The 25,684-nt window shown below is 67.2% G+C and carries 29 protein-coding genes; 15 read left to right on the top strand and 14 right to left on the bottom strand.

The genetic code is table 11. The features are described from left to right. Window positions 1–92 precede the first annotated feature (92 nt). The 3 genes from DSD19_RS03925 (at window position 93) to tpiA (ending at window position 1,807) form a co-directional block, all read left to right on the top strand. Window positions 93–455 (top strand): SUF system Fe-S cluster assembly protein, encoded by a 363-nt coding sequence (locus DSD19_RS03925; RefSeq protein ID WP_075785759.1) that lies wholly within the window; start codon window positions 93–95, stop codon window positions 453–455. Window positions 456–550: 95 nt separating this feature from the next. After that, window positions 551–916 (top strand): iron-sulfur cluster assembly accessory protein, encoded by a 366-nt coding sequence (locus DSD19_RS03920; protein WP_113668591.1) that lies wholly within the window; start codon window positions 551–553, stop codon window positions 914–916. A 132-nt stretch (window positions 917–1,048) separates the two neighbouring features. Then, on the top strand, window positions 1,049–1,807 hold the full coding sequence (gene tpiA, locus DSD19_RS03915; RefSeq protein ID WP_075785757.1) for a triose-phosphate isomerase: 759 nt from the start codon (window positions 1,049–1,051) through the stop codon (window positions 1,805–1,807). Window positions 1,808–1,885: 78 nt separating this feature from the next. On the opposite strand, the gene DSD19_RS21615 is transcribed toward tpiA, so the two are convergent. Continuing rightward, a complete protein-coding gene (locus DSD19_RS21615; protein WP_165828032.1) occupies window positions 1,886–2,698 on the bottom strand; it encodes a hypothetical protein in 813 nt (270 codons plus the stop codon). A 197-nt stretch (window positions 2,699–2,895) separates the two neighbouring features. On the opposite strand from DSD19_RS21615, the gene infC reads away from it, so the two are divergent. Both infC and DSD19_RS03895 read left to right on the top strand, forming a co-directional pair. Then, window positions 2,896–3,438 carry a translation initiation factor IF-3 gene (gene infC / locus DSD19_RS03900; RefSeq protein ID WP_075785755.1) on the top strand — a complete coding sequence of 181 codons (543 nt, stop codon included), beginning with the start codon at window positions 2,896–2,898 and terminating at the stop codon, window positions 3,436–3,438. 172 nt (window positions 3,439–3,610) lie between these two features. Continuing rightward, a complete protein-coding gene (locus DSD19_RS03895; protein ID WP_075785754.1) occupies window positions 3,611–4,954 on the top strand; it encodes a globin-coupled sensor protein in 1,344 nt (447 codons plus the stop codon). Window positions 4,955–5,563: 609 nt separating this feature from the next. Here the strand turns inward: DSD19_RS03895 and DSD19_RS03890 are convergent. From DSD19_RS03890 to DSD19_RS03865, 6 genes are all read right to left on the bottom strand, one after another. Further along, a complete protein-coding gene (locus DSD19_RS03890) occupies window positions 5,564–6,562 on the bottom strand; it encodes a molybdopterin-binding protein (RefSeq protein ID WP_113668589.1) in 999 nt (332 codons plus the stop codon). Next, complete coding sequence (locus DSD19_RS03885; protein WP_113668770.1) at window positions 6,562–7,542, bottom strand: XdhC family protein; 981 nt, start codon at window positions 7,540–7,542, stop codon at window positions 6,562–6,564. Before DSD19_RS03885 ends, DSD19_RS03890 begins: the two co-directional genes overlap by 1 nt. Before the next feature lie 118 nt (window positions 7,543–7,660). Continuing rightward, the gene (locus DSD19_RS03880) at window positions 7,661–8,275 is read right to left on the bottom strand and encodes a DUF6691 family protein (protein ID WP_113668588.1); all 615 of its coding nucleotides are present in this window, start codon (window positions 8,273–8,275) and stop codon (window positions 7,661–7,663) included. A 3-nt stretch (window positions 8,276–8,278) separates the two neighbouring features. Further along, a complete protein-coding gene (locus DSD19_RS03875; RefSeq protein WP_075785751.1) occupies window positions 8,279–8,836 on the bottom strand; it encodes a YeeE/YedE thiosulfate transporter family protein in 558 nt (185 codons plus the stop codon). A 320-nt stretch (window positions 8,837–9,156) separates the two neighbouring features. After that, entirely contained in the window at window positions 9,157–10,425 is a 1,269-nt protein-coding gene (locus DSD19_RS03870; RefSeq protein WP_113668769.1) for a VWA domain-containing protein, read from the bottom strand. Between the two features lie 27 nt (window positions 10,426–10,452). Then, entirely contained in the window at window positions 10,453–11,325 is an 873-nt protein-coding gene (locus tag DSD19_RS03865) for a MoxR family ATPase (protein WP_113668768.1), read from the bottom strand. Between the two features lie 153 nt (window positions 11,326–11,478). On the opposite strand from DSD19_RS03865, the gene DSD19_RS03860 reads away from it, so the two are divergent. Continuing rightward, a complete protein-coding gene (locus DSD19_RS03860) occupies window positions 11,479–12,693 on the top strand; it encodes an acyl-CoA dehydrogenase (RefSeq protein ID WP_113668587.1) in 1,215 nt (404 codons plus the stop codon). A gap of 151 nt (window positions 12,694–12,844) precedes the next feature. Here DSD19_RS03860 and DSD19_RS03855 read toward each other — a convergent pair whose 3' ends face one another. The 6 genes from DSD19_RS03855 to DSD19_RS22680 form a co-directional block, all read right to left on the bottom strand. After that, complete coding sequence (locus tag DSD19_RS03855; protein WP_113668586.1) at window positions 12,845–13,219, bottom strand: hypothetical protein; 375 nt, start codon at window positions 13,217–13,219, stop codon at window positions 12,845–12,847. 4 nt (window positions 13,220–13,223) lie between these two features. Continuing rightward, the gene (locus DSD19_RS22685; RefSeq protein WP_113668585.1) at window positions 13,224–13,532 is read right to left on the bottom strand and encodes a phage protease; all 309 of its coding nucleotides are present in this window, start codon (window positions 13,530–13,532) and stop codon (window positions 13,224–13,226) included. Beyond that, window positions 13,484–14,608: a Mu-like prophage major head subunit gpT family protein gene (locus DSD19_RS03845; RefSeq protein ID WP_165828031.1), complete on the bottom strand. Its 1,125-nt coding sequence runs from the start codon at window positions 14,606–14,608 to the stop codon at window positions 13,484–13,486. Before DSD19_RS03845 ends, DSD19_RS22685 begins: the two co-directional genes overlap by 49 nt. Window positions 14,609–14,970: 362 nt before the next feature. Next, a complete protein-coding gene (locus DSD19_RS03840; RefSeq protein WP_113668583.1) occupies window positions 14,971–15,387 on the bottom strand; it encodes a regulatory protein GemA in 417 nt (138 codons plus the stop codon). Beyond that, a complete protein-coding gene (locus DSD19_RS03835) occupies window positions 15,384–15,725 on the bottom strand; it encodes a hypothetical protein (RefSeq protein WP_113668582.1) in 342 nt (113 codons plus the stop codon). Before DSD19_RS03835 ends, DSD19_RS03840 begins: the two co-directional genes overlap by 4 nt. A 30-nt stretch (window positions 15,726–15,755) precedes the next feature. Further along, on the bottom strand, window positions 15,756–16,058 hold the full coding sequence (locus tag DSD19_RS22680; RefSeq protein ID WP_113668581.1) for a DNA-binding domain-containing protein: 303 nt from the start codon (window positions 16,056–16,058) through the stop codon (window positions 15,756–15,758). A gap of 562 nt (window positions 16,059–16,620) precedes the next feature. Between DSD19_RS22680 and DSD19_RS03825 the strand changes: the two genes are divergently transcribed. From DSD19_RS03825 to DSD19_RS03815, 3 genes are all read left to right on the top strand, one after another. Next, window positions 16,621–17,070: a helix-turn-helix domain-containing protein gene (locus tag DSD19_RS03825; RefSeq protein ID WP_113668580.1), complete on the top strand. Its 450-nt coding sequence runs from the start codon at window positions 16,621–16,623 to the stop codon at window positions 17,068–17,070. A gap of 350 nt (window positions 17,071–17,420) precedes the next feature. Further along, the gene (locus tag DSD19_RS03820; RefSeq protein WP_113668579.1) at window positions 17,421–18,050 is read left to right on the top strand and encodes a LysE family translocator; all 630 of its coding nucleotides are present in this window, start codon (window positions 17,421–17,423) and stop codon (window positions 18,048–18,050) included. Window positions 18,051–18,166: 116 nt separating this feature from the next. Beyond that, the gene (locus DSD19_RS03815) at window positions 18,167–19,096 is read left to right on the top strand and encodes a phosphoadenosine phosphosulfate reductase (protein WP_113668578.1); all 930 of its coding nucleotides are present in this window, start codon (window positions 18,167–18,169) and stop codon (window positions 19,094–19,096) included. A 19-nt stretch (window positions 19,097–19,115) separates the two neighbouring features. Here DSD19_RS03815 and DSD19_RS03810 read toward each other — a convergent pair whose 3' ends face one another. Then, window positions 19,116–19,322 carry a hypothetical protein gene (locus DSD19_RS03810; RefSeq protein WP_075785740.1) on the bottom strand — a complete coding sequence of 69 codons (207 nt, stop codon included), beginning with the start codon at window positions 19,320–19,322 and terminating at the stop codon, window positions 19,116–19,118. A 201-nt stretch (window positions 19,323–19,523) separates the two neighbouring features. On the opposite strand from DSD19_RS03810, the gene pyrC reads away from it, so the two are divergent. From pyrC to DSD19_RS03780, 6 genes are all read left to right on the top strand, one after another. Next, window positions 19,524–20,567 carry a dihydroorotase gene (gene pyrC, locus DSD19_RS03805; RefSeq protein ID WP_113668577.1) on the top strand — a complete coding sequence of 348 codons (1,044 nt, stop codon included), beginning with the start codon at window positions 19,524–19,526 and terminating at the stop codon, window positions 20,565–20,567. A gap of 73 nt (window positions 20,568–20,640) precedes the next feature. Next, entirely contained in the window at window positions 20,641–21,321 is a 681-nt protein-coding gene (locus tag DSD19_RS03800) for an orotate phosphoribosyltransferase (protein ID WP_075785738.1), read from the top strand. Between the two features lie 212 nt (window positions 21,322–21,533). Next, window positions 21,534–23,030 (top strand): replicative DNA helicase, encoded by a 1,497-nt coding sequence (locus tag DSD19_RS03795; protein WP_075785737.1) that lies wholly within the window; start codon window positions 21,534–21,536, stop codon window positions 23,028–23,030. A 77-nt stretch (window positions 23,031–23,107) separates the two neighbouring features. Next, complete coding sequence (alr, locus tag DSD19_RS03790; RefSeq protein ID WP_075785736.1) at window positions 23,108–24,160, top strand: alanine racemase; 1,053 nt, start codon at window positions 23,108–23,110, stop codon at window positions 24,158–24,160. After that, complete coding sequence (locus tag DSD19_RS03785; protein WP_081382109.1) at window positions 24,157–24,939, top strand: ABC transporter permease; 783 nt, start codon at window positions 24,157–24,159, stop codon at window positions 24,937–24,939. The genes alr and DSD19_RS03785 overlap by 4 nt, the downstream gene beginning before the upstream one ends. Continuing rightward, window positions 24,936–25,682 carry an ABC transporter ATP-binding protein gene (locus tag DSD19_RS03780; RefSeq protein WP_075785735.1) on the top strand — a complete coding sequence of 249 codons (747 nt, stop codon included), beginning with the start codon at window positions 24,936–24,938 and terminating at the stop codon, window positions 25,680–25,682. The genes DSD19_RS03785 and DSD19_RS03780 overlap by 4 nt, the downstream gene beginning before the upstream one ends. Window positions 25,683–25,684: the final 2 nt, after the last annotated feature.

Genomic DNA, 25,684 nt, shown 5'->3' with positions numbered 1-25,684 from the left:
GCATCCCTCCGCCGCAGGCCCCGCCCCCATTCCGCCTCTGGACGGCGGTTTTCCCATTCCTTATATAATTGGTAGGAATTACAGGAGCCGTCATGACCGAGCCGCAGGGAAAGCTTGAAGGCACGCCGCTCATCGAGCCCTCGACCACCGACCATCCGCTGTACGAACAGGTCGTCGAAGCCTGCCGTACCGTCTACGATCCCGAGATCCCGGTCAATATCTACGATCTGGGCCTGATCTACACCATCACCATCGACCCCGAGAACGTGGTGCGCATCACCATGACGCTGACCGCGCCCGGCTGTCCGGTGGCGGGCGACATGCCCGGCTGGCTGCAGGAGGCGGTCGAGCCGCTGCCGGGCGTGAACCGGGTCGAGGTCGACATCACCTGGGACCCGCCCTGGGGCATGGACATGATGTCCGACGAGGCGCGGCTGGAACTGGGCTTCATGTAGCGCGGCCGCGCCGCCTGCCCTTGCCGGTCAGGGTCCGGGCTCTTGCAGGATGCCCGCCCCGCCCTAGCTTGGCACCGAAGGAAACGAGGTATCCAATGTTCGGCATTCCCGGAAAACAGGCTGTCAGCCTTACCCCCGCCGCGGCGGCCGAGGTCGCGCGCCTGATGGACCAGCAGAACGCCCAGGGCCTGCGCATCGGCGTCAAGAAGGGCGGCTGCGCGGGCATGGAATACACCATGGACTATGTCGCCGAGCTCGATCCGATGGACGAGATCGTCGAGCAGGACGGCGCCCGGGTCGCCATCGCGCCGATGGCGCAGATGTTCCTCTTCGGCACCGAAATCGACTACGAGACCTCGCTGCTGGAATCGGGGTTCAAGTTCCGCAACCCCAATGTGGTCGATGCCTGCGGCTGCGGCGAATCGATCAAGTTCCGCGAAACTGACGCCGCCGAGGGCTGATCGCCTCTCCTCCGCATGTTGCGGCCCCGCGCCGTCCGGCGCGCCTCGCTTGCGCGGAAAAGGGCCGTTCCGCCCGGCCGGGAAATCGCCTAGGAAGGCCGGAATCATCATCAGCGACGAGGGAGTGAGCGCATGCGCAGGAAGCTGGCGGCCGGAAACTGGAAGATGAACGGGCTGAGCGGCGCGCTTGGCGAGGCGGTCGCGCTGGCCGCGGCCCATCCCGCTCCCGGAATCGACATCCTGCTGTGCCCCCCTGCCACGCTGCTCGACCGGATGGCGGATTCGGTCCATGGTTCGAAGGTCGCGGTCGGCGGGCAGGATTGCCATCCGCTGGTCTCGGGCGCCCATACCGGCGACATCTCGGCCGAGATGCTGGCCGATGCCGGGGCAAGCTACGTGATCCTCGGCCATTCCGAGCGCCGCGCCGATCATGGCGAAACCGACGCGCTGATCCGCGCCAAGACCGAGGCCGCGCTGGCCGCGGGTCTTGCGGCGGTGGTCTGCGTCGGCGAGACCGAAGCCCAGCGCGACGCGGGCGAGACGCTGGCCGTGGTCGGCGCACAACTGGCCGGGTCGCTGCCCGATGCGGGCGTCTCCGCCGAAACGCTGGTCGTGGCTTACGAGCCGGTCTGGGCCATCGGCACCGGCCGGGTGCCGACGCTCGAACAGATCGCCGAGGTCCATGACAGCCTGCGCGCCGCGCTGAAAGACCGCTTCGGCGCTACGGCCGACGGCATCCGGCTGCTGTATGGCGGGTCGGTCAAGCCCGGCAACGCGGCCGAAATCTTCGCGACCTCGAATGTCGACGGCGCACTGGTCGGCGGCGCCTCGCTGAAGGCTTCGGATTTCTCGGCGATCATCGCGGCACTCGAGGCCGCCCCGGCCGCCTGAGCAGGACAGCCGTCCCGCCAAACAAAGACGCCCGGCCCTGCGGCCGGGCGTTTCGCTTCGGTCGAGTCTCCGGCGGCGTCAGTAGCCCAGAGCCGCGCGGATCTGGGCCACGACCGGCGGCACCAGAACCGGCGCATCTGCCGCGCCCTCGGCCGCGGCGGTCAACAGCGCCTTCTCGTCCTCGGGAAGATCCGAGGCGGCGATCAGTTCGGCTACCGCCGCGGCATCGAACCCGCCCTCGGTCAGCGCAAAGGGCAAGGCCGCCCCTGCCCCGGGCGTCTCCTCGGCTGCGGGCGCTTCCGCTGAAGGGGCTTGCGCTTCGGAGGCCGGGTCGGCCCCCTCGGGGACGGCCGTCTCCGGTGCCTCGGCGCCCGCGTCACCGGCGCCCGGTGCCGCGGCGGCAGGGTCTCTTTCTGCCGCCGGAGCGTCCCCGTCCGACGCCTTTGCGTCCGGGAGGTCTTGCGGCACGGCGGCCTCAGTGCCGGTCCCGTCGTCGGGAGCCGCCGCCTCGACGCTGCCATCGCCCGAGCCGACCGCCTCGGTCTCCTCCGGGGTCCCGGCCGCCTCGGGGGTCTCGGACGTCTCGGGCTGCGTCTCCTCGCCGACGCTCATGTCGTCATCGGCCGAGACCATGCCCGTGCCGGTCTGCGGCCCGGCCGCGGCCTCATCCTGCGGCGCATCGGCCTGCGTCTCTGCGGCCGGGACCTCTGCCGCCCCGGCATCTGCCTCGGCCGCGTCCGGTGCCGCCTCCGGCGGCGCGGGCACAGCCTCTTCGGATGCGGGTGTGGCGGCGGTCTTCGCCCCGGGACCGGCCATGTTGCCCAGATACCAAATGAACCCGCCCAGCCCGAAAGCGGCGAGAATGACGATCGCTGCAAGAGCCTTTTTCATCCTATCCTCCTCTGCCGCCGGAGCGTCCTGCCCCGGCCCTCGCCCCGAAGCTTGTCCCAAGCACCCAGCCTGCGGCAAACCGGCCCGTCGCCGCAGGCCCCAGAGCCTTGCCCGCAGACGGAAAACCGCCTTGAAGCGCGCCCGCCTCGGCGGTAACTTGGACCCTACTCAATTGCAACGATCCAAGGAGCGACACCATAGCCCGCCGACCTCACAACGCGCCGCCAACGCGCGATACCGGCCCTCGCATCAACGGACGCATCCGCTGCCCGGAAATCCGCCTGATCGGCGCCGAGGGCGAAAACCTCGGAGTCGTGGCCCCCGCCCGCGGCATGGAACTGGCCGAACAGGCCGGGCTCGATCTGGTCGAGATTTCTCCCAATGCCACGCCGCCGGTCTGCAAGATCATGGATTTCGGCAAGTTCAAGTACGAACAGCAAAAGCGCGAATCCGAGGCCCGCAAGAAGCAGAAGGTGATCGAGGTCAAGGAAATCAAGTTCCGCCCCAACACCGACAGCCATGACTACGAAGTCAAGATGCGCTCGGTCATCAAGTTCCTCGAGAGCGGCGACAAGGTGAAGGTGACGCTGCGGTTCCGCGGTCGCGAGATGGCGCACCAGAATCTCGGGCGCGAATTGCTGGAGCGGGTGGCCGAGGACGTCAAGGAAATCGGCAAGGTCGAGAACATGCCCAAGCTGGAAGGCCGCCAGATGGTGATGATGATCGGACCGGCCAAGTAACCAACCGGGCAAGTGACCAAATAACAAAGCCCGCCCGTCCAGCGATCGGCCGCCCTTCGGGGCGGCTTTTTCGTTATAATTCTCCTTATCTCGGCGAAGGTAACGTTGGGTCAACTGTCGCGACGGATAGTCTCATCGCATCCGCTTGCGCAACAGGGAGACCGTCAGCGTCATGGCCGAAAAGAAACGTCAGCCGGCACGTCTTTGGGCCTATGGGCTTCAGGGGCAGACACGCGAGCGCGTTGCCGAGGTCGGCAAGATCCTGCTGCCGCATCTCGATGCGGTGCTGGCGAGTTTCTATGAAGACATCGCCAACACCCCCGACTGGGACGCGTATTTCACGACCGAAGCGCTGCGCGCGCATGCCCGCAAGAAGCAGAAAGAGCACTGGATTCTCATGTTCAGCTCGAACTTCTCGCAGACTTATTTCGAAAGTGCGGAAAAGATCGGCCGGGTCCACCACCGGATCGGCCTGCCGATCAGCCATTATACTGCGGCCTATGCCCGGGTCGGTCTGGCGCTTCAGGGTCTGATCATGGCCGAGGTGCGCAGGAAATCCTTCCTGGGCCGCGGCGACCCGACCCCGTACATGGACGCCCTGTCGCGGGTGCTGATGCTGGATACCGAGGTCGCGAACTCCGGCTTTTTCGCCGCGCAGGCCGAGGAATACGAGGCCCGGCTTTCGACGCTGGGCCGCAATTTCGAGGACGACATCGGCCGCATCACGGATGTGCTGTCGACCTCGATGCGCCGCCTCGACGATGCGGCGGGCACCATGAACACAGAGATTTCCCGCGCCCGTCAAGGCGCCGACTCGCTGTCGGACAACGCCTCGCGGATCGCCACCAGCGCGCAATCCGTCGCCTCGGCGATCGATGAGCTGTCCGCCTCGATCACGTCGATCACCCAGGATGTGAACAACGCCGCCTCGGCCTCGGCCAACGCGATGGAAGAGGCCGAGGCCTCATCGGAACAGGTCGAAAGCCTGCAATCCGCGGCCGAGGAAATCGGCGAGGTGGTAAACCTGATCGCCGAGATTGCCAAGCAGACCAATCTTCTGGCGGTGAACGCGACGGTCGAGGCCTCGCGCGCGGGCGACGCGGGCAAGGGCTTTGCCGTCGTCGCCTTCGAGGTCAAGGCCCTGGCCGAACGGATCAGCCAGGCGACCAGTTCGATCAACGACCGGATCAAGCGGATCCAGTCCGAAACCCAGTTGATGGGCACCCGCATGACCGGCATCAGCGACTGCGTCAGCCGGGTCAGGTCGTTCTCGGACAGCATCCGCGTCGCGGTGGCCGAACAGACCCAGGCCGCCCAGCATATCTCCCAGCATGCCGAGTCGACGGCCTCCAGCACCACCGACATGGCCCAGATGATCCACGACGTCTCGCATCGGGTGGAACGGTCTGGCGACACGTCGATGGCGCTCAAGGACGCGGTCGGCACCGTATCGGGCGAGGCGGGCACCTTGTCTGACAAGGTCCGGAGCTTCCTCGTCGCGCTCCGCGCCGCCTGATCGGAGGCCAAGCAGCCGGGCGTATGCGCGACCCAATCGCCGACGCCGTCCGTCCGCCGGGGGCGGCATGGGCCGCGCCCCAACCACGCTTGGCCTCAAAGCCCACGCCGGTGCGCGACCGCAGACAGCCAGCGTCCCGGTTTCAAACTGCTGCGGCCTGCGTCGGTCCCGCAAACGAAGGCGGCCAGGCGACGGAGCGCATCGCGCAAAAGACCGGCGTGATCGACGCATCAGATCCGCAGGAACTCCTGCATGGCGCAGATCCCGGGCGACCTGCAAATCGCGACAGGGAAGGCCTCCGATATCCGCACACTACCCAGGTCTTCCCAATCGAAGCGCCGCCCGGTCCGGCTCTTTCAGCAGCAGCTTCCGAGAACCCGATCCGGGGGGCGTGGCCCGGCTCGCCCGGGACAGCGCGACGCGGCTGTCAGGCCCAGAACGGCGCCCTCGAGGACCGGAAAAGCGAGCCGTGTCAAAGCGGGCCTTTCGCCGTGCTGCGCCGAAGGGCGTTCGGAAACCGAGAGATGGCGCCCTCGCACCTGACGGTTTCGATCGGCAGATGCCGATGACCGGAACAATTCCGGACCCGGGCGCGGCCCGCCCCCGGGCTCAGGCCTCTCGCGGCTGCGGACGCGACGGGATCTCTTTCAGGAGCCCCCCCACCGCCATGTCGGCAATGGCAGCGGCATCGACCTCGATGCCGCAGGCCACCCGCTCCAGCACCCAGTCGGCGCCGTTCAGCGCGGGCGAGCGGGCACAACCCGGCAGGCCGATCACCGGCCGCCCGCCCTGCGCCCCCAGAAACAACAGATTGCCCGGATCGACCGGCATGCCGAACCGTTCGACCGTCCCGCCCGCAAGGCGCACCGCCTCGGGCCCCACGTCGCGCGGGTCCGAAGTGGCCGAGCCCGTCAGGATCAACCCGATTTCGCCTGGCAGATCGGCCAGCACCGCGGCCATCGCCCCGGCCTCGTGCGGCACGACCCGCACCGCGTCGAGAGAAATCCCCAGCGCCGTCAGCCGGGCTTCGACCGCACCCGCGCCCTTGGCGGTCAGGCCCGGCTTCTGCCCCGCCACCTCGGACAGGATCAGCCCCGCCGATCGCCGCTGCACCGGATGCACCCGGACGGCCGACCGCCCGGCCTGGCAGGCCAGCGCAAGCGCCCTCCCCGGCACCGCATAGGGCAGGATCTTCACGGTACCGACCAGCATGCCGGGCGCGACCCGGACCAGCGGCGCGAGGGTTGCCAATGTGATGCCGGGATCGACCCGATTGATCGCCTGGACCGCCGCCGCGTCGAGCCCGACAACCCCGGGGCCGACCGCATGCAGGTTGACCCGCCCCCGCGCCGCCGGTCCGATCCGGAGCGCCGCAGCCAAGGGGTCCGGAACCAGCGCTGCCGCCAGCCGCGCCGCCGCGGCATCCTCGGTCACGTCGTCCGGATCGGGGCGCGCGACCGTGACCGAGGCGATGCCTGCCGCCGCCAGCGCCGCCCCATCCTCGGCCGTCAAAATGCGGCCCTTCTGCAGCCGCCGCCCCGCCAGCGTCAGCGAATGCGCGAGGATCGCGCCCTCGGCCTCGGCGGGCGGCACCGGACCGAAGCGCATCAACCCCGCCTCAGCCGCTGGACGATCTCGGCCAGGATCGCGACCGCGATCTCGGCCGGCGATCGCGCCCCGATATCAAGCCCCACCGGCGCGTGGATCGCCGCGATCCGGTCCGGTGCCACCCCGGCCGCCTGCAGCCGCTCGACCCGCTTGGCATGGGTGCGCGGCGAGCCGAGGCAGCCCAGATAGAACGCCTCGGACTGAAGCGCGGCCAGAATCGCCGGATCGTCGAGCTTGGGATCGTGGGTCAGGGTCACGACCGCGGTGCGGGCATCGAGGCCGAGGCCCGCCAGCGCCTCGTCGGGCCAGGCGTCGATCAGGGTCTCGCCGGGAAAGCGCGCCTCGGACCCGAAGGCCGGGCGCGGGTCGATGACCACCGGGGCAAAGCCCGCCAGCCGCGCCATCTGCACCAGTGGCTGGGCGATATGGACGGCCCCAACCACGGCAAGCCGCAGCGGCGGGTTGTGGATCGCGATGAAGGCCGCCCCCTCGAAGCCCGAGCGGTCGGCGCGCATCCGGTCGGCCAGAACCGGCCCGAGGTCCGGGTCGCCGGGCCCCGCAAGACGCCGGGCCCAGCTGTCGGTTTCGACCACATAGGCCACCGCCCGGCGCGCGGCCCGGGCCGCGACCAGATCGGCCAGAAGCGCCTCGGGCAGCGCCGCGCCCACCGGCTCGACCAGCACACGAATGCGGCCGCCGCAGGCGAGCCCCACGGCAAAGGCGTCCTCGTCGCTGACGCCGAAGTCGAGCAGGCGGGGGCGGCCGTCCCCCAGCGCCTCGAGCGCCTCGGCGATCACCGCGCCCTCGACGCAGCCGCCAGAAACGGAGCCCGCCATGCCGCCCGCGCCCGAGACCGCAAGCTGGCTGCCCACCGGGCGCGGCGCGCTGCCCCAGGTTTCGATCACGGTGGCCAGCACCGCGCCCTGCCCCGTCCTGTGCCATTCGAGCGCGGCTTCGGGGATCGCGTCATGGTCTGCGATCTGCATGGATGGTGTCCTCCCTCGGACCGGATATTGGGGGGCCGCGCCGCCGGGGGAAATAGGCAAAAGGTGGCGCCCCCGCCCGCCGGGGTCCGGCGGGCGGGGAGGCCGGGGCCGGCTATTCGGCGGGCGCGGTCTTCGCGGCGTCGGCAGCGGCGGCGCGGGCGGCCGTCCGTCCGACGATCCGGCGCGGCAGAAGGATCGCGATAAGGATGAAGGCAGCCCCCATCACGATGCCCGCCAGATCGCCCTGCAGCGCCGGGATCGCGGCGGGGTAGTCGGCCCCCGGAATGGCGCCCAGAGTCCATTTCTCGCCGTTCAGAAACCCGATCGACTCCCAGAACGGATAGCTGACCATGAAGCCCGCGGCGCCAACGAGCCCGCCCGCCACGAAGAACAACGCATCGATCCGGCCGACCGCAAGCCCGCACAGCCCGGTGCCCGGGCAATAGCCCGCGATGGCCCAGCCGAAGCCCAGGATCGCCCCGCCCAGCAGCACGCCCACATGGACCGCCTTCACCGACATGTGGCCCACATCGACAAGCCCGTACATCTGCCCCGCGAAGATCAGGATCGAGGCGGTGCCGATGGCCACGAGGATGGTCTTCATCAGGTTGGTATCGGTCAGGGTCAGCATCCTCGCGATCCAGTTCGGGTTCGTGGCCCCGATCCGGTCGAGCATCGCCCCGAAGGCCGCGCCCAGAAGCCCGGCGATGACAAGGGTCATGGTCATGGCTCAGCCCTCCTTCTTCAGAAGCGCCATCGCCGTCGGGAAGGCGGTCAGAAACGCCCCGAAGGCAAAGACATAGCCCGAGATCGAGGTCTGCATCATCCCCGACATCATGTGCCCCGAGGTGCAGCCCCCCGCAAGCCGCGCGCCGTAAAGCACCAGCACGCCGCCCGCGAAGGCCAGGACCCAGCGCAGCGGCCAGAAGCCGCCGGTATTGGCGCGGTACATGGCGGGCACGTTGCGTTCGCCCTTCGGCACGGTCGAGCGGATCAGCGAGGACAGGAACGCCCCCACCATCATCGCCAGAACGAAGACCACGGGATAGGTCAGCGGATTGCCCGCCTCGGCCGCCAGCGCCCCGCCCGATTTCGCCAGATAGGCATTGGTCGAGGTAAAGCCCTCGGCGGTCTGCGTGACGATGCCCGCATCGGGCTGCTGGAGGTTCCACAGGACGGCGTCGAGCACCACGAACTGGGTCGAGACGCCGATCGGCTTGGCCAGAAGCACGGCCAGGAAGAACACGATCCCAAGGAGCGGGCCGCCGATCTTCCAGTTGAGTGGCATGGGTTTCACCGGATTTCACTCCCCTCATTATATTCTCTGTTTGGAATATAATGACAGGGCGCGACGAGTCGGATCAAGACGGATCGCCTGTGACAAAAACGGAAACGGGAAACGCAAAAAACGCCGTGGGAGGGAGGGCCCACGGCGTTTCACTGACCGGCATCCGGGGAGGGAGGACCCCTTTGATGCCGAAATCCTGTGCTGGGAAAGACACAGGGACTCGCTGCGAGCTTGCTGGCGCCGGCTGGGAACGTTCCGACGCCGCCCGCAAACAGTGACTGTCAGATGTATCTTTCGCCGGGCCGTCACTTTGATCTGGATCAAACCGGTCCGGAATGTCGCATGGCGGCCAGCAATCGGTCGCGTTCGCCGGTGTCGCGGGCCTCGGAGACGGCCTCGGCGAGCTCTTCCAGCGAGCGGATCGAATGGCCTGCGCGAAAGCAGTCCACATGGGGCAGCATCGCCTGTATTCCCCGGGCCTTCGGCGCGAATCCGTCCCAGCGCAGAAGCGGGTTGATCCAGATGAGACGGAGCGCCGAGAGATGCAGCCGCTCGATCTCTCGCGACAGGATGTCCGTCTCGTCGCGGTCGAGCCCGTCGGTAATCAGCAGCACGACCGCGCCGGGGCCGAGAACCCGGCGCGACCAGTCGCGGTTGAAGGCATGCAGGGCACTGCCGATTCGGGTGCCGCCCTCCCAGTCGGGGGCCTCGGCCCCAGCCGCGGCAAGCGCCGCGTCGACGTCGCGGGTCGCGAGATGCCGGGTGATGTTGGTCAGGCGGGTACCGAAAGTGAAGGCATGGACCCGCGCCCAGCCCGCACCCCTGGCGTTCAAGACGGCGTGCAGGAAGTGCAGCACCATGCGGGAATATTGCGACATCGACCCCGAGATGTCGCAAAGCACCACCAGATTGGGCCAGCGCGGGCGCCGATTTTTCTGCGAAAAATCGCGGACCTCCCCGCCCGCGCGCAGGGAGGCGCGCATCGTGCCGCGCCAATCGGGCAGCCGCCCGTGCCGCGCGGCCTGGCTGCGGCGCGACACAAGAGGCGCCACCGGCAGGCGCAGCCGGGACAGCATCCGCTTCGCCTCGGCGGTCTCGGCGGTGCTCATCTGCTCGAAGTCGAGGCTCTTGAGACGTTCGCGTGCCGACTGGGTGCCGGTCGCATCGATCTCGATGTCCTCTTCGGGTCCAGGTTCGACGGGATCGGACAAATCGCGCGGCACGCCATCCAGCAGCGCCTCGGCCGCGCGCTTCTCGGCCGGGCGCGCCCGGCGCTCTTCTGCGGCACCGCGCAACGCAGGCAGCATCAGGCTCATCATGTGTTCGAGAAAGCGCGGGTCGCGCCAGTACAGCCGGAACACCTGGTCGAAGACCGCGCGATGCTCGGGGCGCGACACGAAACAGGCGGCGAGGGTATGGTGAAAATCGGCCCGGTCGGTGAAGCCCGCCGCCTCGACCGCGCGAACGGCATCGATGGCCCGGCCGGGACCGACCGGCAGCCCTGCCTTGCGCAGGGCACGCGCGAAATGAAGGATGTTGTGCGAGAGCTTCCCCTCGTCGGGGATGCCGAGGGCGGGATAGTCAGCCATCTTCATCCACTCCGGGGCGCGGCGGGGTCAGGCGGTCGCAAGTTCGGCCCTCACCGCATCCAGAAGGCGCCGCGCCTCGGAGCCTTCGAGCCGCTGGATGTCGTCCTGGTATTTCAGAAGCGCGCCGATGGTGTCGGCGATCACTTCTGGCGAGAGGCCGATCACGTCGAGGGCGAGCAGGCATTTGGCCCAGTCGATGGTCTCGGCGACGCCCGGCTTCTTGAACAGATCCTCGCTGCGAAGCCGCTGCACGAAGGCCACGATCTCGCGGCTGAGGGTTTCGGCCGCCTCGGGCGCGCGGGCCTGCAGGATCTCGAGCTCGCGGGCGAAATCGGGGTAGTCGACCCAGTGATACAGGCAACGCCGCTTCAGCGCGTCATGGACCTCGCGCGTGCGGTTCGAGGTCAGGATGACGATCGGCGGCTCGGCCGCGCGGATCGTGCCAAGTTCGGGGATCGTCACCTGGAAATCGCCCAGCGCCTCCAGCAGGAAAGCTTCGAAAGGTTCGTCGGTTCGGTCGATTTCGTCGATCAGCAGAACGGGCGCGCCGCCCGGCTGGGGCCGCATCGCCTGCAATAGCGGCCGTTCGATCAGGTAGCGTTCGTCGAAGAGCTCGGCTTGCAGCCCGGCGCGGTCGGCACCGCCCGCGGCCTCGGCAGTACGGATCGCGATCATCTGCGCGGCGAAGTTCCATTCGCAGACCGCACTCGCGGCATCGAGCCCTTCGTAGCATTGCAGGCGGATCAGCCGACGGCCCAGCGCTGCGGCAATGGCGCGGGCGATTTCGGTCTTGCCGGTGCCGGGCTCGCCCTCGAGAAAGAGCGGCCGCCCGAGCCTGAGCGCCAGAAAGGCCACCGTCCCGAGCGCGCGGCCGCAGACATAGTTCTGGCCCGCCAGCATCGCCTGCACCGCATCGATGGACCCGATCACTTCTGCCACCCGCCCTGTCCTTCTCCTTAGCGTTCCGCTGGCCCCCGTCCCAGGACCGGCGATTGCCTCACCCTGCCGCGCAGGCTATGCCTCGTCCATAAGCCTAAAGGAGGAGGAACGGCCTTGGAGAGTCCGCTGAAACCGAAGGATGCGCCCGAGCTGGCGCGATTCGACTGGGAGGACCCGCTGCGGCTGGAGGACCGGCTGGACGAGGATGAACGGATGCTGCGGGACGCGGCGCGGGCCTTTGCCCGGGACCGGCTGCAGCCCCGCGTGACCGAGGCCTTCCGCAACGAGACGGTCGAGCCGGAACTCTTCCGCGAGATGGGCGAGGCCGGGCTTCTGGGGGTGACGCTGCCCGAGGCATATGGCGGGCTTGGGGCGTCTTACGTGACCTACGGCCTTGTCGCGCGCGAGATCGAGCGGGTCGATTCGGGCTATCGCTCGATGATGTCGGTGCAGTCCTCGCTGGTGATCTATCCGATCTACGCCTACGGCTCGGAGGCGCAGCGACAGCGTTATCTGCCGGGGCTGGCGCAGGGCACGCTGATCGGCTGTTTCGGGCTGACCGAGCCCGAGGCGGGCAGCGATCCGGGCAGCATGAAGACCCGGGCCGAGAAGACCGCCACCGGCTACAGGCTGACCGGCACCAAGACCTGGATCTCGAACGCGCCAATGGCCGATATCTTCGTGGTCTGGGCGAAATCCGAGGCCCATGGCGGCAAGATCCGCGGATTCGTTCTGGAAAAGGGGATGGCCGGGCTTTCGGCGCCGAAGATCGAGGGCAAGCTGTCGCTTCGGGCCTCGCCCACCGGCGAGATCGCGATGGACGGGGTCGAGGTCGGCGAAGAGGCGCTTTTGCCCGGGGTCGAGGGGCTGAAGGGGCCGTTCGGCTGTCTGAACCGGGCGCGCTACGGCATTGCCTGGGGCGTGATGGGCGCGGCCGAGGCCTGCTGGCATGCGGCGCGGAGCTATGGGCTCGACCGGCGTCAGTTCGGCCGCCCGCTGGCCGCGACGCAGCTGTTCCAGAAGAAGCTTGCCGACATGCAGACCGAGATTGCGCTTGGGCTGTCGGCCTGCCTGCAGGTCGGGCGGCTGATGGACGAGGCCCGTGCCGCGCCCGAGGCGATCAGCCTGATCAAGCGCAACAATTGCGGCAAGGCGCTGGAGATCGCCCGGGCGGCGCGCGACATGCATGGCGGCAACGGGATTTCCGAGAGCTATCCGGTGATCCGCCACATGGTGAACCTCGAGACGGTGAACACCTACGAGGGCACGCATGACGTGCATGCGCTGATCCTCGGCCGCGCACAGACCGGGCTGCAGGCCTTTTTCTGAAGCCACCTGAGACCCCGTCGCGGGGCCGGAATCGCGCGCGCCGGTGTTAGTGTTCAGTTGGTTTGATACCGGTGGTTAACGAGGTTTGATCCCGGAAGAGCCCGGCAGTCCCCCGGTTATCCGGGATGGCCCGGCGGCGTCCGGCACAAGGTCAACGGCGTCTGCGGCGCTGCCACCATGCGTGAATTGCGGACTTCGCGACCCGGCGGCCTTCGGGAAATCTGCGCGATACCTCTGACGCGATACCGTCGAACGTCATGCGGTCGATGCGCGCCTCGATAAAGGCACGCAATTCAGGGTCCGTCTCGATCTTCGAGGGTCTTCCGGGCCGGTGATGGCGGCGATGGTCAGTCGGTTCCGGCAGGTCCTGGAAGCCGATTTGAACGCCCTTGGAATGCGCGCTCAAAGGGTCGACCCGGAGTTCATCCTCTGCCTGATCGAGCGCGTCCGCGAGCCGGTCCAAAAGCAACTTCAACTGCCCGACCACTGCGCAAGCGGTTCTGATCTGGAGCGACACGCCGTCCATCTGATCAATCGCTCAGCGCTTCGGGCCAAAGACCCAATTGACGTGCGACATCGGCTGCTTCCGACGAAACTGAGGCTCCTGCGGAAACTCTTTTGCGCGGTGGCGCGGCCGTCACAGCGTAAGACGTCAAGTGAGCATAGGCAGGAGCCGCCGAGGCAACAAAGCGGTCAAAGGCCGCTTCATCGGCCACGCATAGGTCACGCGCCCAAGCTTTCATCGGAGTTGTCAAAAACCCTTTCTGGAAGGCTTCCTCAACCTTTGCGGTTACGCGCTCCAAACGCCAGGCATTTCGCCCTTCCAAGGCCGCGCGCATGGCCGCGGCCGGAACGAACTCGCGCGGATCCGGTTTGGCCCCTTTGCGAAGTCCTGCCAGAACGCCTCGAAGGCGCCAGACAGGCGGGAAAGATCCGCCGCGGTCTCCTCGATCGAGTGGCGCATTTCGGTGGAAAGCAGACCGAATTCGGCCTGCCGCAGACCATCGATCAGGGCCTGGACGTCCCCGGCCACGTCGTTGAATGTGCCGCGAATATACCGGTCGATGTCTGCAGCCGATGCGCGGGACACGTCCCCCAGCGCGTCGATCACATCGGCCAGGGTTTCGAAGCGCTCCTTCGTCTTCCTGGCTTCGTCCTCGGCCCGGTTGATGCCAAGCGCCCACTGGCCCAGTACCGCCACGCCTCCGGTCAGCGCGATGGTCGCGAGGCTGACAGGGTTGGCCTTGGAACCGAACCCGAGCTGCCAGAGAGCAAACCCGACATTCACCCGTGCGCGCATCCCGTAGAGGAACTCCGCGTTGGTGAAGACATGGGGATTCGTCGGCTCCGTCATCGCTTCGAACACGTAGGGTTCGCGCTCCTGAAAGATGAGCGGACGAACGGCGCGAGACGTGTCCAGAAGGTACCATGCGGGACCAATGCCATCCTGCATGTTGCTGATGAGTTCGGTGGTCCCGTCCGACTTCTTGACCGGGTGTTCCGCGTCGAAGAAAGGCTGGCCGTCGAAACAGCTTGCCGTGAACCCGGAAGACAGAAGCCCGAAGATCAGCTCTTCCGGATGGTGCCTCGCAAGGCGGCCCATCTCGGCAAACGCGGGTTTGAAGACGCCGAGCCGGTCGTCGGTGATGTCGTTGCGGCGCACCGCGATGGTGCTCTCGAAATCGCGATTGCGAATCGTGAACCCGTGGCCCGTCAGGCTGTGCACCTCGCGCGGCCCGATCCACTCCCGCAGCTGGGGAATGGTGCCGAGCCAGCCGTAGTCCTCGCTGGCAGCGCTGCTGGGAACCGTCATCGCGATGTCGCGCCAATGCACCTCCGCAGCGATCTGAGCATCCGTGACGACTGTCTTGAACCCTCGGAACACGAGGTCGAGGTTCTCGCGATTGATGATCATCGGGCAGTGTCTCCTGTCTGTCTGGACCAGCCTTGCGGCCCATTTCAGGAAACAGGAGACCATTGCCGGACGCTGCGGATCACCCGCACCCACGTGTGGGGGGGTGATGTTTCAGCAATTCCGGGATGCCCTGAAACTACGGTTTCGCCATCTTCGGCTCAAGCCAATTCGGCACTTTGGGCCGGGTCTTCCCCATCCGGGCGCGAGACTTCGTCGATTGAACGGTTTTCCGGGCCGATTAAACGGGTCAGGCAATCGCATTGGGGCGACGCGCTCAGCGAGCGTCTGAGGGCCTCGTGGGGGAAAGACTGCGGGCGGCAGTTTGCCCTGCCGCCCGCCTGGGCAAATTCCCTGGAACCACGTCAGGCCGATGCGCGCCTCTTCATCGACTTCAGGGCGGTTATGACCTTTCGCGCATCCGCCATCGTCAGGAACCGCAGGCTGGACACTTTCCAGTAATGTTCCAACCAGGCATTCAACGAGGTTTCACCGGCCCCGTCGCAGCGGGTGAACTCCACCCGGAGTGTGCGGATCAGTTCCAACTGCGAGAAGCTCGCCATGCCCGGTCGCTCTCCGAAGTCCTGTCCCCGTGCCCTCGTGGGCGCGAACCCGAGCCATTCGAAGTATCCCATCACGGCTTGGAAACCGTCACGGTCGAGGTCTTTCGAACTGGTGACGCCAGCAAGTTCGACCAACACCATGCGATAGGCGGCTTCCGGCAACCTCAGTTTGCGCCGGGCGACATGAAGCAACTTGATCTGGTTACCGGAAATGGTCATTCCACCAACTCCGCTTCGGCCCGCCGTGCATCACCGGACGGCGCGGTTGCGACCCCGGCCGAGGTCCGCTCCGGGTTCACCGTCCTTTTCTCGATGGGCCAAAGCCGATCTTCCAGCGCGTTGATCTTGGGACGCAGAGCCTCCACCGCTAGCCGCGCGACGGCCATACCCTTTTCAGGATCATGGAGCGCGCCACCCTGGTCCAGTTCGACCGCGAGGATTTCCAGAACATTCAGGGCAGACCACAACAGAAGCTCGGCATCCGAGTAGGCCGCCACAATCTGCCGAACCTCGTCAGCAGACAAAGTGACGACCATTTCCCCCACATCTTGCGTCATTGTATCCGAGCCCCCTTCTGTCCTTTCGGATCAGCGATCTTTGCGGATTCCATCATTGGGATGCGCCAGCCGCTTGGCCGCTTCGCCCCGGCCGTGCCGCGCCGCGATCCGCTGCGCCTCGGGCAGCGCCTGCCAGCGGCGATAGACGGTTGGCCAGGACGGCCAGGCCCAGCCCTTGCGCCGCGCCACGTCGCGCACGTCGCGCCATGCCTGCCAAAGCGGGAGCTCGGGCGCGGCGTCCCGGATCGTGGTCACAAAGAACTGCCAGGCCTCGTCCGAGACTTCTGCCAAGGCGGTGTTGCCTTTGCAGCCCGGCAGCAGTGGCCGGGGCATAGTTGATCGGGTCCACCCCTTTGACGGCCGCAAGAAGCCGCTTCAAAGAGGGCTTTGAAACCGCTTCGGCGGGGAACCGCGCGCGCACCAGGTGCAGCCGATCCGGCCAGCCGTGGCCCTCGGCCGCGAGCGAGACCAGAAGCCGTGCCATCGCGGCCTTCCGCTCGGCCCGTTCGCGCAGCGAGGGCGACGCCTCCATGAACGCCGCGTGCGCCGCCTCGTCATAGGTGCCCGGCTCAAGGTGCAGCTCGTCGCAAGTCTTGCGTTGCCAGGCCAGCCGCTCGGGCTCGGGCAGGTCGGAGACCGGGAAGAAGAAGACGTTGCCGTTGGGGCGCGGATTAATACCGTTCCGCTTGAGCCAGGCGAGGCAAGCGCGCTTGCTCGTCGGGATCGAACCAACGCCGGTCAGCTCTGAAGCGGTTGCCAGGAGCACCGGGGCACCGGGGCACCGGGGCACCGGGGCACCTCGTATTCTTGCTTTACCCAATGGCGGGCTTTATGCTGTGCACAGTAACGCACTGCAGTGCGTACATCGACACTAATTTGCAAGGTTACGCGCGAAATGACCGCCGAGCAAGAACGCTACGAGACTATCGACATCTCGAAAACGCTCCGTTCGATAATGGCTGTTCGGCGTCTTACAGTGTCGGACATGGCAAGAATGGCGGGCGTCTCGAAGCGTGCCATGGACAACTATCTTGCCGGTCCCAGCAAGCCGCGAGCGACGGCCATCGCGTCCTTGGCCAAAGCGTTGGAACTCAGCGCAGACACGATCTTGTTCGGCGAGTTGGATGTGAACGGAGAGGCGGCCTACCAAGCGGCCTTCAATACCTTCGTTAAGCTGATGCGTGACCTGAAATCGGATCCTGATCTGTCGAAGCGGTTCTTGGACTTCGAACCCGGCTCTGAGGCATTCAACGACTTCGTGATGAGCCTCGCCTTCGAACGCGCGGGCGCTTTCCGCCGCCAGTTCGCCGCCACGCGCCGCGAGGGCAAGATCGTCTTTTTGTGACCTCCAATGGCACCGTGAAGCGTGACGTCTACGCGTAACGATCCCTGCAAGCCCCAATTGAAATCATTGGATTTTTTACTGCACCTTTGGGTGTTTTGCGGCGTTTCCGGCCCAAATCGGCCCCATCGGTATCAAACCTCGTGAACCAGCCCCCCATTGCAAGCACATGAAAAGGCTTGTTATTTTTTCGGCCCGGCATCAAACCATCTGAACCGCGTCAGCCGGGGGCTCTGCCCCCGGACCCCCGGGGTATTTCGGCCAAGAAGAAGAACAGGCCCTTCGCCGCACTGGGTTTCGGGCTGAAACCGGCGTATGTGGAAGCCGTGCCTTTTCGTGCAGGAGTGCCCACAATGCCCTTGGATCTCTGGTTTGCCTTTGCTGCGGCTTCGGCCCTTCTTCTGATGAGCCCCGGCCCGACGGTCCTGCTTGTGCTGAGCTATGCCCTGAGCCAGGGGCGGCGGGTGGCCGTGGCGATGGCCCTGGGCGTGGCCCTGGGAGATCTGATCGCGATGACGGCCTCTCTGGCCGGCCTGGGCGCGCTGGTGCTGGCCTCGGCCACGCTGTTCTCGGTGCTGAAATGGGTGGGGGCGGCCTACCTGGTCTGGCTCGGGATCAAGCTTTTGCGGAGCCGCCCGGCGGCACTGGAAGAGGAGAGCGGCGGCGTGCCAGAGCAGCGCCCGGCCCGGGCGATTTTCGCCCATGCCGCGATGGTCACCGCGTTGAACCCGAAATCGATCGCGTTCTTCATCGCCTTCGTTCCGCAATTCCTGCGGCCCGAGGCGCCGCTGGCGCCGCAATTCGCGACGCTGATCGCCACATTCGTCGGGCTCGCCGCGCTGAACGCGCTGAGCTATGCGCTGCTGGCCGACCGGCTCAGGGCGCAGATCCGGCGGCCTTCGGTGCTGCGCTGGATGACCCGGGCCGGGGGGGGCGCGCTGATCGGCATGGGGGCCCTGACCGCGACGGCGGCGCGCACCTGACCGGCCCCGGGGCGGTTTTCCGCTGACCGGACGCCGTGCCGCGCCGGTCGGTGAAAAACGCGCCTTTCGGACGCCGCAACTTGGATCTAGGCTTCCTCACGGTTGTAGAGGTGGGCATGAAGGACCGGTTCGCGAGCGAAAGCGAGACAGGCCGCTGGCATACACTGCTGGACCGGTCCGGTACGGGGGCGTGGGTCAAGGCGCTTGGCCCCGACCATGCCGCCGTCTGGGCGGCGGGGGGCGGCACGCTTCTGGTCACTTTCGAGCAGGCCCGCGAGATCCTGACCGGGGCGACCGTCGGCCATACCCTGGCCGCCCAGCTTGCCGAGCCCGCGGGCTGGTCGCGGCTGACCTTGGTAGCCCATGGCGCGACCTGGTTCCGCGACCGGGCGGTTTACGACTTCTTCGACGAGCGCGTCGATTCAGAATTCTTCGACGCGTTCGATCGCGTGGTGTTCTACGGGGCGGGCATGTGCGGCTATGCGGCCTGCGCCTATTCCGTCGTGGCACCGGGGGCGGCTGTGGTTGCGCTCGCGCCGCAGGCCACGCTGGACCCCGCGCGGCTGGACTGGGACCGGCGTTTTCTGATGGCAAGGCGGCGCGACTTTACCTCGCGCTATGGCTATGCCCCGGACATGATCGAGGCCGCCTGCTGTGCGGCAATCCTCTACGACCCGGCGCAGACGCTCGACGCGATGCATGCCGCTTTGTTTGACGGGCCCAACGTGATGCGGCTGGCCACGCCCCATTGCGGCGACGCGCTCGAGGCGCATCTGTCGGCCATGGCCGTCCTGCCGGAACTGATCGACGCGGCGGGCGAGGGTCAGTTGACCGCCGAGGTCTTTTTCCGGCTTTTCCGGGCGCGGCGCCAGCATGCACCCTATCTTGCGGCCCTTCTGGACCGGCTTGACAAGTCCGGCCGCACCGATCTGGCGCGGGGCGTTCTGCGTCATGCAAGCCATGTTGCCGAGCACGAGCACCTGACCGGCGCACGCACCGATCTGGACCGGCGGCTGCGACGCCACCGGCCGGACGTGCCGGTCTGAGCGACCGACCGGCCGCAGATCAAAGGTAGAAGCGGTCGCTGAAAATCCGGCGGATCACGTCCTGCCGGGTCAGCCCCCGGGCCGCCAGATCCTCGTCCGAGATGGCGTTCAGCTTTTCCAGCGCACGGGTGCGCGGGTGGTTCTCGACGATGCGGACCATCGCCGCGATGATCGAGGAAACGAGCGAGCCGCGTTGGCCCGCAACATGCGTATTCGCGAGTGCCATATGGAAACTCCTGTTCGCGTACAGTTGTTTCCTCCCATGCCCGCAAGATAGGACAGTATCCGTGACTTTTCCATTGACGGATGGGAAGCCCCGCCTTGCGTCAGGCGCTTGGCTCAGGCGCGGCGCGCGGCGCCCCAAGGCCGCAAGCCGACCGCGATCGGTACTGGAAAGCGCCCGGGCGATTGTGTATCGCCCTGCCCCATGACCCAGAGCCTCACGATCCGCCGCCCCGACGACTGGCACCTGCATCTGCGCGACGGCGCCATGATGGCCGGCGTGCTGCCCGAATCCGCCCGCGACTTCGCCCGCGCCATCGTCATGCCCAATCTGGTGCCGCCGGTGGTGACCGGGACCCAGGCCGCCGCCTATCGCGACCGGATTATCGCCGCGCTGCCCGAGGGGGCGGACTTCACCCCCCTGATGACGCTCTATCTCACCGAAGAAACCGATCCCGAGGATGTGGCCCGCGCCCATGCCGAGGGGCTGGTGACGGCGGTCAAGCTCTACCCCGCCGGGGCCACGACCAATTCGGCCTCGGGCGTGAGCGATTTCGACAAGGTGCGCGGGGTCCTGGACAGGATGGCCGAGATCGGCTGCCCGCTTTGCGTCCATGGCGAGGTGGTCGACCCCGAGATCGACATCTTCGACCGCGAGGCGGTCTTCATCGACCGGGTGCTCGACCCGATCCGCCGCGCGGTGCCGGGCCTGAAGGTGGTGATGGAGCATATCACGACCTCGGACGGCGTCGATTACGTGCGCTCGGCCGAAGCGGGGCTTGGCGCGACGATCACCACCCATCACCTGATCATCACCCGCAACCATATTCTGGTGGGCGGGATCAAGCCGCATTACTATTGCCTGCCGGTGGCCAAGCGCGCGCGCCATCGCGACGCGCTGGTCGCGGCGGCCACCTCGGGCGATGTGCGCTTCTTTCTCGGAACCGACAGCGCGCCCCATGCCGACCCGGCCAAGGAAAGCGCCTGCGGCTGCGCCGGGGTCTTTTCAGCCACGAACACGCTGTCCTGCCTCGCCGAGGTCTTCGAACGCGCGGGCGCGCTTGACCGGCTCGAGGCCTTCGCCTCGCTGAACGGCCCCGCCTTCTACGGCCTGCCGCCCAATGAGGACCGCATCACCCTGACCCGGGATGCCGCGCCCGTCGCCTATCCCGCGCGGATCGAGACCGGGGCCGGGCCGGTGACGCTGTTCGATCCGGGCTTCGATCTGCACTGGCGGGTCGAGCGGTGAGCCGCGGATTTTTCGCAGAAAAATCGCCGGGCCGGGCCGCACCCGTCCGGCAGGATACGGAGACGCTTGCGCCATGATCCCGACCGCCTTCCCCGACAAGTCCGAAATCGCCCGCCTCTCCGCCCGCATGCTGCTGGAAATCGGGGCGGTGCATTTCAATGCCGAAACGCCCTTCACGCTCGCCTCGGGCCTGCCCTCGCCCACCTATATCGACTGCCGCAAGCTGATCTCGTTTCCGCGGATCCGCGCCACGCTGATGGATTTCCTGACCGTCACCGTGCTGCGCGACGCGGGCTTCGAGGCCTTCGACTGCATCGCGGGCGGCGAAACCGCGGGCATCCCCTTCGCAGCCCTCGTGGCCGAGCGGATGGCGCTGCCCATGACATATGTCCGCAAGAAGCCCAAGGGCTACGGCCGCAACGCCCGCATCGAGGGCGTGATGGCCGAAGGCGACCGGGTGCTTCTGATCGAGGACCTGACCACCGATGGCGGCTCGAAGATCAGCTTCGTCGACGCGATCCGCGACACCGGCGCCATTTGCGGTCATACGGCGGTGATTTTCTATTACGGGATCTTCCCCGAAACCGAAAAGACCCTGGGCGATCACGGCATCCGGCTGCATCATCTCTGCACCTGGTGGGACGTCCTGGCCGAGGCCCGCGCCCAGGGCACCTTCGATTCCGCCACGCTTGCCGAAGTCGAGGAATTCCTGAAAGCGCCGCGCGCCTGGCAGGAGGCGCGAGCCAAGGTTTAGGCGCAAACCCGCCTGTCTGACGCCGGAAACCTCTCGACCGTCCGGCCGGGGAGCCCGACAGGAAACCAAATCTTGACGCAAGGCCACCTCGACCCGCAAGACTCGGGGTGGAAACTTATGAACCATTCATCCACAGGCTATCCACAGGTTTACCCAGATTGCCGTGGCCGCAGGCGGGGGGCTAGAACCCCCCTGCAGGGAGTTTAACGAACATGAACAAGGTCAGAACCATCCGGCCCGAGGGCGAGGAGGCGGACGACACGACCGGCCTGCCCCATAACATCGAGGCCGAGCAGCAATTGCTGGGCGCGATCCTGACCAATAACGAGATCTTCGACCGGATCGCGTCCATCGTCCAGCCGCAGCATTTCTACGATCCGGTCCATTCCCGGATCTTCGAGATCGCCGCCAACCGGATCCAGAAGAACCAGCTGGCCTCGCCGGTCACGCTGAAAGCCTTCCTCGAGGATGACGAGGGGCTCGCCGAACTGGGCGGGCCGGCCTATCTGGCGCGGCTCGCAGGGGCCGCGATCTCGTCCTTCGCGGCGCGCGACTATGCCCAGATGATCTACGATTTCTGGCTGCGCCGCGAACTGATGAAGCTCGGCGCCGAAATCTCGGACAAGGCCGCCAAGGTCGACATCGCCTCGGAACCGGCCGCCCAGATCGTCGAGGCCGAACAGGGGCTCTACAAGCTGGCCGAGAAGGGCCAGTCGGAAACCGGATTTCAGTCCTTCCTGCGCGCCGTCACCGATGCGGTGAAGGTCGCCAATGCCGCCTATCAGCGGGACGGCGGGCTGGCGGGCCTCTCGACCGGGCTGACCGATCTCGACAAGAAGCTCGGCGGGCTGCACCGGTCGGACCTTCTGATCCTCGCCGGGCGGCCCTCGATGGGCAAGACCTCGCTGGCGACCAACATCGCCTTCAACATCGCCCGCGCCTACAAGCGCGGCACCCTGCCCGACGGATCGGTCGGCGCGGTCAATGGCGGCGTCGTGGGCTTCTACAGCCTTGAGATGAGCGCCGAACAGCTGGCCGCCCGGGTCCTGTCGGAGGCCGCCGAGGTGCCCTCGGAACAGATCCGCCGCGGCGACATGACCGAGACCGAGTTCCGCCGCTTCGTCAACGCCGCCAAGGACCTCGAGGCCTGTCCGCTCTACATCGACGACACGCCCGCCCTGCCGATCAGCCAGCTTGCGGCCCGCGCCCGGCGGCTGAAACGGACCCACGGGCTCGATGCGCTTTTCGTCGACTACCTGCAGCTCGTCCGCCCCGCCACCGCCAAGGACAGCCGGGTCAACGAGGTGTCCGAGATCACCCAAGGGCTGAAGGCCATCGCCAAGGAGCTGGACATCCCCGTCGTGGCGCTGTCACAGCTGTCGCGCCAGGTCGAAAACCGCGAGGACAAGCGGCCGCAACTGTCGGACCTTCGGGAATCGGGCTCGATCGAGCAGGACGCCGACGTCGTGATGTTCGTGTTCCGCGAGGAATACTACAAGGAACGGGAAAAGCCCGGCGATCACGACCTCGAGGGCATGGCCAAGTGGCAGGAGCAGATGGAATCGGTCCATGGCAAGGCCGAGGTCATCATCGGCAAGCAGCGGCACGGGCCCATCGGCTCGGTCGAGCTGAGCTTCGAGGGCCGCTTCACCCGCTTTGGCAACCTTGTCAAACCCTGGCAGCAGGGACAGGCGGTCGAGGGCTTTTGATCGCCCCGGACGCGGGCGGGCCGAGCCCGGGCCATTCGGCTCTTGACGCGGCCCGCGCGCGTGGCACAACAGCGGCCATGGCTACCGGTACACTCACGATCGATCTCGACGCGCTCGCGCGCAACTGGAAGGCGCTCGACCGCGCAAGCGGAGCGGGCGTGGAAACGGGGGCGGTCGTCAAGGCCGACGGCTACGGGCTGGGCGGCGACCGCGTGGCCCGCGTGCTGGCCCAGGCCGGCGCCCGGCGCTTTTTCGTCGCCGCCGCCGAGGAAGGCGCCCAGATCCGCAACGCGCTGGGACCGGGGCCGCAGATCTGCGTGTTCTCGGGCCATATGGCGGGCGATACCGACATGATCGGCGATCTCGACCTGGTGCCGATGCTGAACTCGGTCGACCAGCTGACCCGCCACATGGAGGGCCTGCCGGGTCGTGCCTTCGGCATCCAGCTCGATACGGGGATGAACCGGCTGGGTCTTGAACCGGCCGAATGGGCGGCGGTGCGCGACATCGTCCTGGCCGCGGGGCCGGTCCTGATCATGAGCCACCTCGCCTGCGCCGACGAGCCCGGCCACCCCGCGAACCTTCAGCAACTGACCGCCTTCCGCGAGATGACCGACGGCTGCGCCGTGCCGCGCTCGCTTTCCGCGACGGGCGGCGTTCTGCTGGGGCCCAACTATCATTTCGACGTCACCCGCCCCGGCATGGGCGTCTATGGCGGGCTGCCCTTCCCCGAGGCCGAGCCGGTCGTGGGCCTGTCCTTCCCGGTGATCCAGACCCGCGAGGTGCAGCCCGGCGAAAGCATCGGCTACGGTTACACCTTTACCGCGCCCGAGCGCCGCGTGGTCGCGACCGTGACCGCGGGCTATGCCGACGGCATGCACCGGGCGCTGTCGAACCGTGGCCAGCTCTGGTTCGAGGGCACGCCCTGCCCCATCCTCGGCCGGGTCTCGATGGACCTCATCACCGCCGACATCACCCATCTGGGCACGGTTCCGCCCGCGCTTGACCTGCTTTGCCCCGAACAGGGGGTGGACGCGGTCGCCGACACCGCCGGGACCATCGGCTACGAGATCATGACCTCGCTCGGCCGCCGCTATGCCCGCCGCTATGTCGGCGGTGCGGGCACATGATCCTGCTGAACCCCGTCGGCGCGCTCGGTCGCGCGGTGCTGGACGGGCTGGCCGCGCTCGGGCGACTCACGCTCTATCTCGGGGCCACGCTTTACGCGATGGTGCGCCCGCCCTTCTATTTTCGAGAATTCGGGCATGCGGTCTGGGTGATCGGCTACAACAGCCTGCCCGTCGTCGGGCTGACCGCCGTCTTCACCGGCGCGGCGCTGGCATTGCAGATCTACGAGGGCGGCTCGCGCTTCAATGCAGGCCAGGTCGTGCCCTCGATCGTCGCCATCGGCATGGCGCGCGAACTGGGTCCGGTGATGGCGGGCCTGATGGTCGCCGCGCGGGTCTCGTCCTCGATCGCGGCCGAGATCGGCACGATGAAGGTGACCGAGCAGATCGACGCGCTGGTCACGCTTTCGACCGACCCGATGCGCTATCTGACGGTGCCCCGGGTGCTGGCGGCGACGGTCACCGTGCCGGTTCTGGTCGCCGTGGGCGATTCCATCGGCATCTTCGGCGGCTATCTGGTGGGCACCCAAAGCCTCGGGCTGAACGCCGCCGCCTATCTGAAGAACACCGCCGATTATCTGGAAATCTGGGACGTGACCTCGGGTCTGGTGAAGGGCGCGGCCTTCGGCTTCCTGATCGCGCTGGTCGGCTGCTATTATGGCATGAATTCGGGCCGCGGCGCCCAGGGCGTGGGGGCCGCCACGAAATCGGCGGTGGTCGCCGCCTCGGTTCTGGTGCTGGCCGCCAACTACATTCTCACAACCCTGTTCTTCGCCGCATGATCGAGCTTCGCGATATCCGCAAGGCCTTCGGCCGGAACCATGTCCTGAGGGGCGTGACGCTGACCGTCCCGAAGGGCGAAAGCATGGTCATCATCGGCGGGTCTGGCACCGGCAAGTCGGTGCTGCTGAAATGCATCCTCGGGCTGGTGCGGCCCGATGCTGGCCAGATCCTGATCGAGGGCGAGGATGCGTCGCGCGCCGAACGCGAGGCGTTTCTGGCGCGCTTCGGGATGCTGTTTCAGGGCGGCGCGCTGTTCGATTCGCTGCCGGTCTGGCAGAACGTGGCCTTCCGGCTGATGCGCGGCGCCACCAAGCGGCCCAAGGCCGAGGCCCGCGAGATCGCCATCGAAAAGCTGCGCCGGGTCGGGCTGAAACCCGAGGTCGCCGATCTGTTCCCGGCCGAGCTGTCGGGCGGCATGCAGAAACGCGTGGGTCTGGCCCGCGCCATCGCCGCCGATCCCGAGATCATCTTCTTCGACGAACCCACCACCGGGCTCGACCCGATCATGGCGGGCGTCATCAACGAGCTGATCCGCGAGATCGTGGTCGAGATGGGCGCGACCGCCATGACCATCACCCATGACATGAGCTCGGTCCGGGCCATCGCCGACGACGTGGCGATGCTGCATGGGGGCGTGATCCAGTGGACCGGGCCGGTCGCCGACATGGACCACTCGGGCGATCCCTATCTCGACCAGTTCATCCATGGCCGCGCCGAAGGCCCCATCGAGGCGGTGCGGTGACG

Source organism: Rhodovulum sp. BSW8 (genome assembly GCF_003314725.1).
GTDB classification, from domain to species: domain Bacteria; phylum Pseudomonadota; class Alphaproteobacteria; order Rhodobacterales; family Rhodobacteraceae; genus Rhodovulum; species Rhodovulum visakhapatnamense.
This window is presented reverse-complemented; position numbering and strand designations above follow the sequence as displayed.